The sequence below is a fragment of the Lentzea sp. NPDC005914 genome (genome assembly GCF_040629405.1).
GTDB lineage: Bacteria > Actinomycetota > Actinomycetes > Mycobacteriales > Pseudonocardiaceae > Lentzea.
Map to the genome: position 1 here is coordinate 346,134 of NZ_JBEXVQ010000003.1, position 14,087 is coordinate 360,220.

Here is a 14,087-nt window from a genome sequence, read left to right on the forward strand (position 1 = left end):
CAGGACCGGCCACCACCGTAGAGCTGTGCCCGAGCACTTGCGCCACCACGGTCGTGCGCCCGAAACAGCGAGCGCACACGGAGCGGTGCACGCGCTACCGCACGCGGTTGCCCACCTCGGGTCGGCCGTCGGCAACCGCAACCTGACCGCGTTTCTTCAGCGCGAGATCGTGGTGCAACGTCAGTCCGCCCGCGAGAGCTACGACGCCGAGGTCGCCAACGCGTCGCCGAACTGGTCGGACGCGGCCCTCCACCTCAACGGGTGCAGCCCCGACGACATCCGCACGCGGCTGGCCGCACGCACCGTCGCCCAGGTCAGGCAGCTTCACGACGCGGCGGTCGCGCGTCCCGGTGTCGGACCGGGCTCCAACCTCGCTCTGCTGACACCTCACCTGCTCAGCGAGTTCGCGGGGAGCTTCCGCGACGCGGCGGAGCTGGTCAGGCGCGGCGACGAGGCGCTGCGGCTGGTGCGCGAGGCGGAGGTCGCGGGTGTCCACTTCGGCGGCTTCGCCGAAGACGGTCCCGCGCACAACGCGTGGGCGTACACCGTCGGGAACCAGGTGTACGTGCCGCGCGCCCACACCGATCCCGTCGTGCAGATGACCAAATTCCTGTTCGAGCTGAACAACGCCATCCGCCGACCGGCGTTCGCCGCGCTGGACGCCAGTGCGACGGCGGGCACGATCACCGCGCGGCAGTTCGCCAGGAGGAACATCGAGCAGGAAGTCGAAGGAATGCTCCGGACCGCACGGGTCTGGCTCGACTCGAAACGGGCGATGGGCGGCGGTCGCCGACTGAACCGCTACGACGCGGAGAACTACGTCTCCGAATACCGTCAGATCGAAAGCGGCCGGCTGACCCAGGCGCAGTTGGTGGACCAGGTGCTGCGGCGGCGGTACACGTCGGGCAACAACCGCGGCCTCACCACCGAGGAGTTCTACATGAGGCAGTACCGAGACCTGCACCGCGCCCCGGCGGACGCGGGCGTGCCGGACGCGGGCGGCCGACCGTGAACGGGCGACTGGACGTCGTCGGCCGCGACGAGGTCGTGTTCGCCACCATGCGACCGCACGGATCGAGCTCGGCCACGCTCGAACGGCGGGTGGTCGTCCTCGGCCCGCCCGAACTCCGGGAGTTGGCCGAGTCAGGCGACATCAGCGTCGCCGAAGGGCTGATTGGGCTGCTCGAAGACCCGTCCCGGGCCTGGGCCGCCCAGGTTCTCCTCGCGGCGATGACCGGCCGTGAGGAGAAGCTCGTCGAGAGCTTCCAGGGGCGCCCGGACTGGTGGGACACCGTCGGGAAGACCGCTCACGCGCGGTGGCGGGCGTGGTTCGACGGCGCCCGGTTGTCCTGGGACGCGGACGAGCGGCGGTTCGTCGAAGCACCGACCCGAGCATGAAGCCGCGCAGGAGGCGTTGACGCCCCGGTATTCTGGGAGCGCTCCCAGAACCCTGCAAGAGGAGTCTTCATGCGAAGGAACATCCGTGCCCTCACTGCCGCGGGCGCGCTGGTCGCGAGCATCTTCGTCGCGACCTCAGGCTCGGCGGAAGCAGACACGACCATCTGCGACCAGTACGGCTCGACCACCATCCAGGGCCGCTACGTGGTCCAGAACAACCGGTGGGGCACCTCGGCACAGCAGTGCATCAACGTCACGTCGACCGGCTTCCGGATCACCACGCAACAGGGTTCCAGCCCGACCAACGGCGCCCCGGTGTCGTACCCGTCGGTCTTCCTCGGTTGCCACTACACGAACTGCTCCCCCGGCTCGACCCTGCCGATGCAGGTCAGCCGGATCCGCAACGCCTCGTCCTCGATCTCCTACCGGTACACCGGCGGCACCTACGACGCCGCGTACGACATCTGGCTCGACCCCACGCCGAAGACCAACGGCGTGAACCAGATGGAGATCATGATCTGGTTCAACCGCCAGGGGCCGATCCAGCCCATCGGCAGCGTCGTCGGCAACACCACGATCGGCGGCCGCGGCTGGCAGGTGTGGCGCGGCAGCAACGGGTCCAACAACGTCATCTCCTACGTCGCGCCGTCGCCGCTCAACTCGTGGTCGTTCAACGTGCTCGACTTCATCAACGACGTGCGCGCCCGCGGAGCGATCACCAACTCCTGGTATCTCACCAGCATCCAGGCCGGATTCGAGCCGTGGAACGGCGGCGTCGGCCTGGCCGTGGACAACTTCTCGGCCACGGTGAACTGACCGCGTGACCAACGCCGGCACGGTCAGAACCCGCCCACCTGACCGTGCCGGCCGCGCGTGAAGCCTCAGGAGCACCCGACCCGCGACGCCGCCATCACGACGTCGTCGAACCACAGCGTGTCGTCACCGCTGCCGTAACTTTCCCAGCCGAGCCGGAAATTGCTCAGGGCCGGCCGCCATCCGCTGCGGCGCAGCCACTGCGCGTCCACGTCCGGCGTGGGCACGCCGTCCGCGCGCAGACCCGCCACCTCGGTGCCGTTGACCCAGGTCCGCAGTTCCGAGCCGGTGATCCCGAACTCCACGCAGGTCCACTGGTTCACCGCCAGCGGGGTGCTCTGGGCGACCCCGGCGGGGCTCTGCTCGGGCAACGTGGCGTCGTCGGACTCGCGGTTCCACTGCAGGGCACGGTTTTGCCCGCCCATCCGCAGGTCCTTGCCGCCGTCAGCGGTGTCCTTCATGGCCACGAAGGTCACGTGCTGCTCCGGCAGCGCGGTGGTGTGCCGCACGTAGAACCGCGTGTACAGACCGGATCCGCTCGTGCCTTTGGACATCGCGAGGAACACGTGGTTGCAGTAGCCGGCCCGGCCGTCGATCCGGACGGACTTCGTGCCGCTGCGTGCCGTCGAGCTGTCGACGCTCGCGGTCCCGGTTCCCTGGCAGTTCGGGAACATCAGCGACCAGTCACCGCCCGGCGTCGTCCCGGTCTGGTTCTCGAAGCCGTCGCAGAACCCGCCGCTCGGACAACCAGGTGGTGGTAGTTGTGGTGTCGTAGTAGTAGTTGTTGTAGTTGTCGTCGGCGGGCTGGTGTCGTTGCATCGCACGCCGTTGAGGGCGAAGTCCGTCGGTGTGTCGTTGGTGCCCTGGAAGGTCGCCTGGAATCCGAATTGGACGGACGCGCCCGTGGCGATGCCGCGGTTGAACGCCTGGTTTCGCGCGGTCACGACCTTGCCGGACTGCGCGAGGTCGGCGCTCCACCCGGAGGTGACGTGCTGGTCACCGGCGAAGGTCCACGTCAGCGTCCAGCCGTCGACAGGCGCGGCGTTGTTGGTCACCTTCACCTGTGCGACGAAACCGTTGCTCCACTGGTCGACCTGGTAGCCGACCACGCACGCCGGCGCGTCGACCGCGTGCACGGAGACGGGACTCGCGATCATGGCCGCCCCCGCCACAGCCGCCGCGGCCATGATCAAGACACCGCTCATGCTTCGGTGCATGTGCCTCTCCTGTCCTGGTCAGCCGATGGCGACGCTGAAGATGTGCATCGCCGCCTCGCCCTTGTTCGCACCGTTGCTGATGTCCGGCAAAGTCAGGTACCGCACCGTTTTGCCCGCCTGCAGCGGAATCGGGGCGTAGTAGAGACTCACCCGCTGGTTCTGCTGGCCGTTGCTGTTGTTCAGGTACGGCACGGTGGTGAGGATGTCGCCGCCGGTGGCCGCGTTGGCCCACCAGTCCGCGAAGGAGACGGTGTGGGACTCGGTGGTGCCGTCGGTGTAGGTCACCGTCGCGCTGCCCGACGGGCTGCCGTAGTCACCGGTGCCGATCAGGCCGAGGGTCTTGCCGGAGCCGGACATCTCGATGATCTGACCACCGGCCGCACCACCGGCCACCACGTTGTCCTTGGTGCCCGGCTGAGAACTCGGCCAGGTGAACGTCAGTCCGTTGTGGACGAACGTGGCACCGGGGGTGAGACTGGGCGTGGCGGCGGCCAGTGCCTGGGCGGAGAAGCTGGCGCCGCCGCCGTCGAGGTTGCCGGGGGCGGTGTTCGCGTCGTCGGTGATGCCGACGTTGTCGAAGGCCGCCGCCAGCGAGGGATACGGAGCGTGCGGCAGGATCAGGGCGGCCGAGTCGCTCGAGTCGCCGCGGCCGTTGACCGAGGTGAACGCCGCCTTGGCCGTGACGGCGAACTTGCCGGGTTGTGTCGTGGCGGGCGCGGTCACCTGCCACGTGGTGCGCACGGTCTGCCCCGGTGCGACGGTGGCGAACCTCGACGGTGTGGTGGCCTGGACGGTCCATCCGGTCGGCGCGTCGAGCGACATCACGACGTCGCGCAGCGGCCGGGCGTTCGCCGGGTTGGGCAACGTGGTGGTGGCGGTGAAGGCCGTGCCCGGTGACACCCGCGTCGGCGCGCTGAGCGTGAACGGCTGCTTGACCACGACCGGTGTCGTGCCGGTGACGCCGTTGACGGTGACGCTGATGGTCGCCACTCCGGGTGCCACCGTGGTGACCTTGCCGGTCCGGCTGACCGTGGCCACCTTCTGGTCGCTGCTGCGGTAGGTGACGTGCGCCTTCGTCAGGTCGACGAACGACTCGTCGTTGTTGACCGCCTCAACGATCCTGTCCGGGGTCACGTGGTCAGCCGGATGCCCTGTGGTGTCGGCGATCCACGGGTTCTTGCCGGCCAGGTCGATGCTCTGGCCCGGCGCGAACACCACCTGGGCGGGCTGCACGGTGACGTACTGGACGTGCGGTTTGATCTTCCCCGTCACCGCCACCGGACGCGAGGTGACGACGTGCTCGGCGTCCGCGGCCGCCCCGAACACGTACTGTCCGTTGTAGACGGTCTGCTTCCGTTGCTGCTGGTCCCAGAACGACAGATCGCTGATCCGGACCTGGACCGCGACGTGCTGCGTCTGGCCGGGTGCCAGCACGGCCGTCTTCTGGAATCCGGCCAGTCGTTTGCGCGGCAGTTCCACGCCGGGCACGGTGAACGGCGTCGCCGCGTACACCTGGGCCACGGTGGCGCCCGGCACCGAGCCGGTGTTGGTGACGTCGGCGTGCACGGTCACACGGCCGTCCGCGGTGGCCGTCCGCGCGTTCGTCGTCACGTGCGAGTAGGCGAACGTGGTGTAGCTGCCGCCGAAACCGAACGGATACGAGGGTGTGCCGGTGAAGTACTGGTACGTGCGGCCGATACCGCCGGTCTGGGACGGGGTGAGCCCGTAGTTCTTCACGTCCGGCAGCTGCGTGTCGTCCTTGTACCAGGTGAAGTTCAAGTGCCCGCTCGGGTTCTGCTTGCCCAGCAGCACGTCGGCCAGCGCGGTGCCCTGACTTTGCCCGTTGTAGCCGCTGAACAGGATGGCCGGGAAGGTGCCCTTCACGTCGTCGACGGTCACCGGGCCGTTCGCCTGGATCGCCAGCGCCATCCGGTGGTTGCCGACGGCGCCGACCTGGTCGATCAACGAGCGGTAGGCGCTCGGCATGGCGATGGTGGTGCGGTCCTTGCCCTCGGTCGCCAGGTTCGTGTCGGTGCCGGCGAACACGATCACCAGGTCGGCGGAGGAGATGGCGGCCAGGGTCTCCGCCTTGCAGTTCGCCGGGGTCGTCGCTGTCGTGGACGTGCCGCAGGCGTCGAAGGTGACGGTGGCACCGGGGTTCGCGGCCTTGACCGCCGAGGTGATGCCCTGCACCGGACTCACCTGGACCGACGGGTCGCCGGAGTAGCCGCCCAGGGTGACCACGCCGGCCAGGTCGCCGACGATCACGACGTTGTTCAGCTTCGCCGGGTCGGCCGGCAGCAGCTTGGCGCTCGTGCCGGGCACCGCGTCGTTCTTCAGCAGCACCAACGAGTTCGCCGCGATCTTGGCGGCCAGTGCCTGGTGCGACGGGTGTTCGATCTCGTCCTTGGTGATCTTGGTGTAGGGCACGCTGCCGGCCGGGTCGAACTCGCCGGTCCGCATGCGCGTGGTGAACACGTGCACCAGCGCGTCGTCGATGACGGCCTCGCTGAGCACGCCCGCGTTGATCGCCTCCTGGATGTTGGCGACAGTGGCTTCCGCGCCCGTGCAGTTGAGCTGAGTGCCCGCGCGCAACGCGTACGCCTGGCCACCCGCGGCACCGGAGACCTTGGCCCCGGTCGCGGTGTTCGTCCAGACCGCCGTGCCGTTGACGGTGGAGGTGGTCCAGCCGGGCGGCGCCCAGTTGTGGCTGCCCGGCGCGTAAACGTCACCGACGGCACCGCAGTCGGACGTGCTGTAGCCGTGGAAGCCGTAAGTCCGTTGCGCCAACGCGTTCGTGATGTAGGTGTCGGCGGGGGCCGGGGTGCCGTTGACCGCGTTGTACGACGTCATGAGCCCGGAGACGCGCGCGTCCTCGATCAGGCTGCGGAACTGCGCGGTGTAGTAGTCGCGGATGTTCGCGTCGGTCGTGTCCGAGCTGTCCGCGTGCCGGTCGTTCTCGACGTCGTTGAGCGCGAAGTGCTTCGCGGTGGCCGCGACCTTCAGGTACCGCGACAGGGGCTGTCCACTGCGGGTCTGACCCTGGTAGCCGTTGACGAACGCTCCGGCCATCCTGGCGACCAGGTGCGGGTCCTCCCCGAACGCCTCGTCGTTGCGGCCCCACCGCGGGTCGCGGTCCATGTTCACGGTCGGCGCCCAGTAGGTCAGCGAGCCGTAGTTCGCCTTGTCCGGGCCGATGTTGTTCTGCGCCACGCCCCACAGCGACTTGTCCAGCGCGCCGCGGGCCTCGTCGGAGATCGCCGTCGTCGCCTGGTACATCAGCTCGGGATCCCACGACATGGAGCTCGCGAAGTTCGTCGGGAAGCTCGTGGCGTGCACGCCGCCGACCGCGCCGCCGTTGTTCGTGTCGGCGCCGAGCAGGTTGAGCCCGTGCTGGCCTTCGCTCCAGTACGTGTACTGCTGCACGCCGAGCCGCGGGATGGCGGGAGCGCTGTTGGTGCGCAGCTGCAGCACCTTCTCGCTCAACGTCATGCGCGACACCAGGTCCGCGGCTCGCTCGGCGAAGGTGTGCCGGGTGTCCAGGTAGACCGGTCGCTCGCTTCGGCCCTGGGCCGGCACGGCGGGCACCACGAGTGCCGCGACCAGCACCGCGGCTATGGCTGCCCACCCACGGCGGCGACCGTTGGGGACTGCGGACATGAGTACCTCCGACATCGCAGGTGGCTCTCGTCGTTTCAACGCCATTGGGCGGAGACAGCTAGCGCGGACCACAGAGTTCGCCGGTCTTGACCGGTAAACAAGGTCCATCCGGGTCTCCCGGCGGTCACTTAACGTCAAAGTCGGCCAAACTGTCCTGCTACGGTGACCGGATGCCGCACCCGGTGCCCGCTGTCCGGCCGACGCCCGATCCGCCGGTGAACCTGCGCAGCCTCGGCAAGGTGCGCGTCCTGGAGGCGCTGACCGAAACGCGTCGGCTGTCGCGGCCCGATCTCATGCGCCGCACCGGCCTCGCCCGCGCGACCGTCGGCTCGGTGATCGCCGACCTGATCCGAGCCGGCGTCGTGACCGACGAGGACGCGAACCGCGCGGACGGCCTGCGCACCGGCAGACCGGCACGCACCCTCTCGCTCAACCCGCACGCCGCCTACGCGCTGGGCGTGGACATCGGCCGTGACCACGTCCGGGTCGTGCTGTGCGACCTGTTCGGCGAGCCGGTGTGGGACCGCGACCTGCACCGGTTGGTGGACAACGACTCCGACGAAGTGCTCGCCGAGACCGCAGAGCTGATGGCGGAGGCACAACGCGTCACCGGCATCCCGGCGGAGCGGATCCTGGGCGTAGGCATGGGCATCGCGTGCCCGATCGACCGGCACGGCACGTTGCTCGCCGAGGGCATCATGCCCGGCTGGATCGGCGTGCGCCCCACCGACGAACTGCGCGAGCGAACCGGGTTCGCGGTGCGCCTGGTCAACGACGCCAACGCCGCCGTGCTAGCCGAACATCGTTACGGCGTAGCACAACACTGCGGCGACGTCGTCTACATCAGACTGTCCACCGGCATCGGCGCAGGCGTCATCACGGACGGCCGGTTGCTGCTGGGCGCGGGCGGCCTGGCAGGCGAACTGGGCCACGTCATCGTCGAACCGTCCGGCGCGATCTGCCGCTGCGGCAACCGGGGCTGCCTGGAAACCGTCGCGAGCCCGGCCGCGATAGCGAAGCTCCTGTCCACGGGCACCGCCGAGCCCGCGTCGACCGCCGAACTGATCGACCTGGTGCGCGGCGGCGACCGCGGCGCGATCCGCGCGATGGAGGACGCCGGCGACGCGGTGGGCCGCGCGCTGGCCCAGGCGGTCACGATCGTCAACCCGGAACTGGTCGTCATAGGCGGCGAACTGGCCGCGGCCGGCGACATCCTGGTGACGCCCGTCCGTCGCGCCGTGCAGCGCAACGCGATGAGCTGGCACACCAGCGACCTGCGCGTCGTGCCGGGTGCGCTGGGTGACAGCGCCGGGGTGCGCGGCGCGGCGGCGCTCGTGCTGGCCGACGCGCCCGAACGGCTGGCCGTGCTCGTCGCCGGTTGACCTCCGCGGACAACGGTGCCGGACCTGCGGGGAGGGAGATACTGCCCGTAAGGCCATTGCTGCGCAGGGGCGGCACACGCACTGTCAAGGTGTGCACAGCCACGCGACCAATCATGAGACCACCGATGCGGCTCGACCCCATGAGCACGGTTCGGCGCACCGGTGTGCAACGGACATCTTGGCGTTGCAGAAGCTCGCCGGCAATGCCGCGGTCTCGGACGCGGTGACGGGCACTACCGCACCTTCTCACCGGCCTGGGTCGCCCGCTGCTTCGGTGCAGCGCCAGCAAAGTGGGTCGAAGGCGCCGGTGCTCAGGATTTCGGGCGCGTTCGCGGCAGGGGAACCACTGACACCGGTCATGATCGTGAAGATCAACGAGGCTGCGTTGCAAGTGCCCAAGCAGTTCCGCAGGTTCGTGGCCTACGAGACCTTTGTGAAGGTGGGCGGCAGTCTCGCATGGCGCGCGAACAACCCGGGAAACCTCCGGGCAGCGCCGACCGCGATCGCCAAGGTTCCGGGCGCCAGCGGAACGTTCGCCGTATTCGCCACCATGGAAGACGGCCGGGCGGCGCAGCGGGATCTCTACGTCACGACCTATGGCAGCCGGACCGTCCGAAAAGCCATCGCCAAGCTGACGCCACCCAGCGAGAACGACACCGCCCTGTACCTGAAAAAGCTGGAAAAGGCAGGTGTCGACCTCGATGCCACGGTGTCGTCCCAGATCGACGAGCTCATGGCCGCCGTCGAGGTGAACGAGGGCATGATCGAAGGAATCCTCGTCGTCCGGGCGCCGAAGAGTTTCGCCCCGGACTAGTTACGATCGCTGCCATGACGGCACGCCGTTTCACCGGCACGGCGCGCGCGGAGGACCGTGGCCGCGTGGTGGTGCCCGTTCCGTTCGACCCCGACGAGGTCTGGGGCGTCAAGTCCCGGCACCACGTCACCGGCACGGTCAACCAGGTGCGCTTCCGCGGCGTCATCGAGGCGTCCGACCACAGGATCGTCCTCACCCCCGCCTGGCTGCGCGACAACGGACTGGCACCCGGCGACCACGTCGAGGTCGAACTGGCCCCGGAAGGCCCGCAACGGGCCGACCTCGCCGAGGACATAGCGGCCGCGCTCGACGCCGAGCCGGCGGCCGCCGCGTTCTTCGACTCCCTCGCCCAGTTCTATCGCCGCGCTTACCTGCGCTGGGTCGACGGCACCACCCGGCGCCCGGAACTGCGCGCGGCACGGATCGCCGAGATGGTCGGCCTGCTCGCTGCCGGCATCAAGCAACGCCCCAAGACCTGACCCGGTCTGTCGGCCCCGTTGTGCTGGCGGCGGAGGGCCGCTGTCGGCGCGGCGGTACGACGAGGGCCTGCTCGCACATGCCGATGACAGTGCAGCCCGTGTGTACCGTGCTCCCGGTGCCCATGATCGAACGCCTTCGGCCTGACCATGCCGCTGCCGTGCTCGTGTTCGAGCGGGAGAACCGCGCCTACTTCGCGGCGTCGGTGCCCGACCGGGGCGATGCCTACTTCACGGGATTCCAGGCGCGATTTGACGGCCTGCTCGCGGAACAGCACCTTGGTGTGTGCCATTTTCACGTGGTGGTCGCCGGCACCGGTGAGGTGCTGGGCCGGGTGAACCTGGTCGACGTGGCCGACGGTTCCGCGGAACTGGGGTTCCGGGTCGCGCAGAAGGCTGCGGGCCAAGGGCTGGCCACTGCCGCTGTGCGCCAGTTGTGCACGATGGCGGTGCGGGACTACGGGCTGCGGAACCTGCGGGCGTCCGCGGCGGCCGACAACGTCGGCTCCCGGACAGTGCTCAGCCGCCTCGGGTTCGTCCCGACTGGAGAGGAGGTCCTCTTGGAGGGCCGCACTGGCCATCGTTACCTGCTGTCGTTGGCCGGCTTCGTGCCGTCGAAGGAGTGCTGACCGCACCTGGCAGTCACTGAGGTGCTGCGGCGGAGACGAGCTGGTCGCCGAGAGAAGTGCGTTGGTACAGCACGTTGTGCCCGTCGCGGTGAGACGTCACGATGCCAGCCCGGCTTAGCGCTTTGAGGTGCGCGTTGACCGTGGGCGCGGCCAGGCCGACCTGACCGGCCAGGTGGGTGGTGGACATCGGCAGGTCGAGCTGGGCGAGGATCGCGGCGCGGCTGTCGCCCAGCACGCCGGCCAGCGCGGAGAGGCTGTGTGTGCCGGAAGGGGACTCCCACAGGCGGCCGAGTCCGCGCGGAGAGTAAGTGACCGCCGGTTGCGGGTCGGCGGTGCGGACGATGACGTCGGGCCAGGCGAAGACGCAAGGGATCAGCAGCAGGCCGCGTCGTCGCAGGTCGGCGGTTCCGTTGTAGTACTTGACGATGTTCAGGGTGTTGCTGGTGAAGCTGACCGCCGGGTGCAGGGTCCGGAACAGCTGGTGCACGCCGCCGTCGGCGAGTTCCTGCAGCCGGTGGGCGAGATCGGCGTGCAGCAGGGCCCGCATGCGTGGCCAGTGGGGCGCGACGCACGCCCGCCAGTAGCCGTCCAGGGCGGTCACGATTCGGGCTAGTCCGGATCGGGGGTCGGCGATCAGGTCGTTCAGCACGGCGCGGCGGTGACCGAGTCCCGGTCCGCGCATGGCGATCGGGTGCTGGGCGAGGTGCGCCAGCTCGGTGGCGACCAGGCCGGGATCGGTGGCGGCCAGCGCGGTCAGGCTGGTGTCGAAGCTCGGTTCGCGGTGCGGCGGGAGCGGGTGCAGGAAGTCCGGGAGGTAGCCGGCGGGGCGTACCACTGTGGTGAGCAGATCCAGGTCGTCGAGGTGGGGCCGGATCTGCGCGAGCCAGGGTGCGTGCAGGCTGGTCGGCGAACCGGCGGTGAGTGTCCGGAGGCTGGTCACGGCCTCCCACAGCGGCGATATGGAGAACCGGACCAGGCTGAGGTCCTCGACGGTGAACCGCAGTCTGATCATCTTGTGAGATTAGGCCTCAGGCTAATCCTGGGCCATCTGGCGGTGGCTGCGCATGCTCGTGACACCACGACGGTGAAGGCGAGTGATGACTTCCAACGCGGTTCTCGATGAGGCGTACGAGCGGTTGCACGGCAAGGGACCGGAGTTCGGCGGCGACGAGGAAGGCAACCACGGGCTGACCAACCACGGTCCGATGGCGGTCGAGGTGATGGTGCGCCGCGGTCTCGATCTGGACGTGCACCGCTGGCTGGACCGCTACCTCGACCGGCTGACCGAACTGCCCGGCACCGTCGAGGCGATCACCGAGCACAACTGGCGTGCGGCCCTCGGCGACGGGCGGCGGATCGGTGACTGGACTGACTACTTCACCCGGCAGATCGCGGAGCACCCGTGGCGGCAGGTGCTCGCCACGTGGTGGCCGCGGCTGCTGCCCGGCATCGTCGCCGGCTCGACCCACGGCGTCATCCGGGTCGGACACGCGGTGCGTGCCCTGCGCGCCGTCGACGAGGACCGCGTCGCGGCCACCGAACTGGGCTACGGCCTGGCATTCTGGGCTGCTCGGTGGCGCCCCATTCCCGGTGTCGCCGCTCCCGCCGGTCTCCTGCCGGCCGATGCCGCGTTGGCCGCGGTGCCCCGGCTCGCCGAGCAGAGCGGGTTCATCGCGCACCGCCTGGACCGGCTCGCCGAGCTTCCCGGATGGCCGGCGTCGCTGGCCGCCCTGCACCCGGCGACGAGCCCGGACGACGTGCCGGACCACCTGTCCGACCTGACCCAGGCCGCCGCGCTCGGCTATCTCGCCCACGGCCCGGCGAGCCCGGTGCTCCTGGTCCACACCGCGACCGCCCCCAACGCGGTCCGGCACGTCCTGCCCGTGCTTCCCACGTCGTTGTGGGTGCCCAGTTTCGCCGCGGTCTGGTGTGCCAGCGCGGCCATCACCGCGACCTACGCCCCCGCGCACCCACAGCTCCAGCCGGCACCGACGCTCGGGTCCGACCCGGCGACAGAGGTGCTCGACCGTGCCGCGCGGCACGGCGACGAGCACGTCATCAAGTTCGCCGACACTGTCCTCGACGTCTTCGAGCAGACCGGCGAACTGGGCGTGCTTGCCGCCGCCGCGCACGCCACACGACTCATAGATTCACCCTGAACGCCCTATTTCGGTGCCTGGAAGCCGCCGATCTTCTCCTCGAGCAGTTCCGCCAGCCGCAACGGGGTGCGGTCCTCGAACATCGGGCCGATGAGCTGAACGCCGACTGGCAGGCCCTCGGGAGACTGGCCCGCCGGTATGGCGGTGGCGGGCAGGCCGGGCATGGTGGCGAGGCCGGCCCAGACGATCTGGTCGACGTACGGGTACTCGACGCCGTCGATGTCGATGCGCCGTTCCAGCGGGTTGGGGTTGTGGACGTGCGGGAACGCGGGCGTCGGCGTGATCGGGCACACCACGGCGTCGAACTCGGCGAACAGCTGCCGCCAGCCGTGGCGGTGGAGCTCGCGGCGGTTGTTCGCCTCCATCCACTCGTGGTGGCTGAACACCATGGCGCGCAACCGGGTCGCGTCGAGGCTCTGGTCGTCCGCGCTCAGTCCGGCGACGTGGGTCCGCAGCTGCTCACCCGATTCGACCGGGAAACGCGCTACAGAGCCCGAAATCACCAGCTGCGTGTAGAGCGTCGCTGCTTCGGTGAGATCGGGCAGCAGCGGACTGTGCCGTTCGACGCGGGCGCCGCCGTCGACGAGCGCGTCGGCGACTCGGTTCACCGCTGCCCGCACGGCGGACCCGGTCCCGATGAGCGGATGCTCGTCGAGGACCAGGACCCGGAAGTCGCGGAGCCGTTCGTGGCGCGCGGGCGGCAGCGCCAGCTCGTACGCCACGCCGAACGTCAACGGATCCGGCCCGGCCATGACGTCGAGCAGGAGCGTGAGGTCGCGGGCAGTGCGCGCCATCGGCCCGACCACGGCGAGGTCCAGGTCGACCGGCAACGCCGGCTCGGACGGCGCGACCATGCCGCGGTTCGCCACCAGCCCGAGCGTCGGCTTGTGCGCGTAGACGCCGCAGAAGTGCGCGGGGGTGCGCAACGAGCCGGCGATGTCGGAACCGATGGACAGCGCGCCGAATCCGCACGCCAGGGCCGCCGCTGATCCGCCGGAGGACCCGCCCGAGGTGCGAGCGTGATCCCACGGGTTGTTGGTGGTGCCGTAGATCTCGTTGTAGCTCTGGATGTCCTGCAGCCCCAACGGAACATTGGTCTTGCCGAGCACCACCGCGCCCGCCGCCTTCAGCCGCGACACCTGTACCGCGTCCTCGGCCGGCACGTAGTTCCGATGCGGCGGCATGCCCCAGGTCGTGGGCAGCCCGGCGATGTTGTAGCACTCCTTGACCGTCACCGGAACGCCGAGCAGCGGCCGGTCCTCGCCGCGGGCGCGCGCCTGGTCGGCATCCTGTGCGGCGGCCCGCGCACGGTCGTAGTCCGGCACGCAGATCGCGTTGATCACCTTGTCGTCCCGCTCGGCACGGGCGATCGCCTCGTCGGTCAGTTCCACCGAGGTCACCTCGCCGGCACGCAACGCGGTCAGAAGTTCCTCGGCTGAACGAAGATTCCATTCCATGGATTCGACGCTATCGGCGTGCCGCTGCAGCCACAAAATCCCGATTCACACAACAGGAAAGCCGAACCGGGCCGCCTTCACC

Annotated in this window: 12 protein-coding genes; 8 read left to right on the forward strand and 4 right to left on the reverse strand. The window is 69.5% G+C overall.

Annotated elements, in window-relative coordinates; all coding sequences use genetic code 11:
* Positions 1-25 precede the first annotated feature (25 nt).
* From ABZ345_RS06615 to ABZ345_RS06625, 3 genes are all read left to right on the forward strand, one after another.
* Positions 26-1,012 carry a hypothetical protein gene (locus tag ABZ345_RS06615; RefSeq protein WP_359843664.1) on the forward strand — a complete coding sequence of 329 codons (987 nt, stop codon included), beginning with the start codon at positions 26-28 and terminating at the stop codon, positions 1,010-1,012.
* A complete protein-coding gene (locus ABZ345_RS06620) occupies positions 1,009-1,398 on the forward strand; it encodes a hypothetical protein (protein WP_359843666.1) in 390 nt (129 codons plus the stop codon). Before ABZ345_RS06615 ends, ABZ345_RS06620 begins: the two co-directional genes overlap by 4 nt.
* Positions 1,399-1,467: 69 nt before the next feature.
* On the forward strand, positions 1,468-2,214 hold the full coding sequence (locus tag ABZ345_RS06625; RefSeq protein ID WP_359843667.1) for a glycoside hydrolase: 747 nt from the start codon (positions 1,468-1,470) through the stop codon (positions 2,212-2,214).
* Between the two features lie 65 nt (positions 2,215-2,279).
* Here the strand turns inward: ABZ345_RS06625 and ABZ345_RS06630 are convergent, their stop codons facing one another.
* Together ABZ345_RS06630 and ABZ345_RS06635 are read right to left on the reverse strand one after the other, a co-directional pair.
* Entirely contained in the window at positions 2,280-3,416 is a 1,137-nt protein-coding gene (locus tag ABZ345_RS06630) for a cellulose-binding domain-containing protein (RefSeq protein ID WP_359843669.1), read from the reverse strand.
* Positions 3,417-3,446: 30 nt separating this feature from the next.
* The gene (locus ABZ345_RS06635; RefSeq protein ID WP_359843671.1) at positions 3,447-7,088 is read right to left on the reverse strand and encodes a glycoside hydrolase family 3 C-terminal domain-containing protein; all 3,642 of its coding nucleotides are present in this window, start codon (positions 7,086-7,088) and stop codon (positions 3,447-3,449) included.
* Positions 7,089-7,258: 170 nt separating this feature from the next.
* On the opposite strand from ABZ345_RS06635, the gene ABZ345_RS06640 reads away from it, so the two are divergent.
* The 4 genes from ABZ345_RS06640 to ABZ345_RS06655 all read left to right on the forward strand — a co-directional run bounded on the left by ABZ345_RS06640 (position 7,259) and on the right by ABZ345_RS06655 (position 10,389).
* Entirely contained in the window at positions 7,259-8,470 is a 1,212-nt protein-coding gene (locus tag ABZ345_RS06640) for an ROK family transcriptional regulator (RefSeq protein WP_359843673.1), read from the forward strand.
* 91 nt (positions 8,471-8,561) lie between these two features.
* Complete coding sequence (locus ABZ345_RS06645) at positions 8,562-9,284, forward strand: hypothetical protein (RefSeq protein ID WP_359843675.1); 723 nt, start codon at positions 8,562-8,564, stop codon at positions 9,282-9,284.
* Between the two features lie 14 nt (positions 9,285-9,298).
* On the forward strand, positions 9,299-9,763 hold the full coding sequence (locus ABZ345_RS06650) for a YdeI/OmpD-associated family protein (protein WP_359843677.1): 465 nt from the start codon (positions 9,299-9,301) through the stop codon (positions 9,761-9,763).
* A gap of 122 nt (positions 9,764-9,885) precedes the next feature.
* Positions 9,886-10,389, forward strand: coding sequence for a GNAT family N-acetyltransferase (locus ABZ345_RS06655; protein WP_359843862.1), 504 nt, complete (start codon positions 9,886-9,888; stop codon positions 10,387-10,389).
* Between the two features lie 13 nt (positions 10,390-10,402).
* Here the strand turns inward: ABZ345_RS06655 and ABZ345_RS06660 are convergent, their stop codons facing one another.
* Positions 10,403-11,401 carry a DUF5937 family protein gene (locus ABZ345_RS06660; protein ID WP_359843678.1) on the reverse strand — a complete coding sequence of 333 codons (999 nt, stop codon included), beginning with the start codon at positions 11,399-11,401 and terminating at the stop codon, positions 10,403-10,405.
* An 85-nt stretch (positions 11,402-11,486) separates the two neighbouring features.
* Between ABZ345_RS06660 and ABZ345_RS06665 the strand changes: the two genes are divergently transcribed.
* The gene (locus ABZ345_RS06665; protein ID WP_359843680.1) at positions 11,487-12,548 is read left to right on the forward strand and encodes a questin oxidase family protein; all 1,062 of its coding nucleotides are present in this window, start codon (positions 11,487-11,489) and stop codon (positions 12,546-12,548) included.
* A gap of 5 nt (positions 12,549-12,553) precedes the next feature.
* Here ABZ345_RS06665 and ABZ345_RS06670 read toward each other — a convergent pair whose 3' ends face one another.
* On the reverse strand, positions 12,554-14,005 hold the full coding sequence (locus tag ABZ345_RS06670; RefSeq protein ID WP_359843682.1) for an amidase: 1,452 nt from the start codon (positions 14,003-14,005) through the stop codon (positions 12,554-12,556).
* Positions 14,006-14,087 lie beyond the last annotated feature (82 nt).

Coding starts and splice junctions, on each gene's coding strand:
- ABZ345_RS06625 (WP_359843667.1), top strand. CDS start 1,468: ATGCGAAGGAACATCCGTGCCCTCACTGCCGCGGGCGCGCTGGTCGCG.
- ABZ345_RS06630 (WP_359843669.1), bottom strand. CDS start 3,416: ATGAGCGGTGTCTTGATCATGGCCGCGGCGGCTGTGGCGGGGGCGGCC.
- ABZ345_RS06635 (WP_359843671.1), bottom strand. CDS start 7,088: ATGTCCGCAGTCCCCAACGGTCGCCGCCGTGGGTGGGCAGCCATAGCC.
- ABZ345_RS06640 (WP_359843673.1), top strand. CDS start 7,259: ATGCCGCACCCGGTGCCCGCTGTCCGGCCGACGCCCGATCCGCCGGTG.
- ABZ345_RS06650 (WP_359843677.1), top strand. CDS start 9,299: ATGACGGCACGCCGTTTCACCGGCACGGCGCGCGCGGAGGACCGTGGC.
- ABZ345_RS06655 (WP_359843862.1), top strand. CDS start 9,886: ATGATCGAACGCCTTCGGCCTGACCATGCCGCTGCCGTGCTCGTGTTC.
- ABZ345_RS06660 (WP_359843678.1), bottom strand. CDS start 11,401: ATGATCAGACTGCGGTTCACCGTCGAGGACCTCAGCCTGGTCCGGTTC.
- ABZ345_RS06665 (WP_359843680.1), top strand. CDS start 11,487: ATGACTTCCAACGCGGTTCTCGATGAGGCGTACGAGCGGTTGCACGGC.
- ABZ345_RS06670 (WP_359843682.1), bottom strand. CDS start 14,005: ATGGAATGGAATCTTCGTTCAGCCGAGGAACTTCTGACCGCGTTGCGT.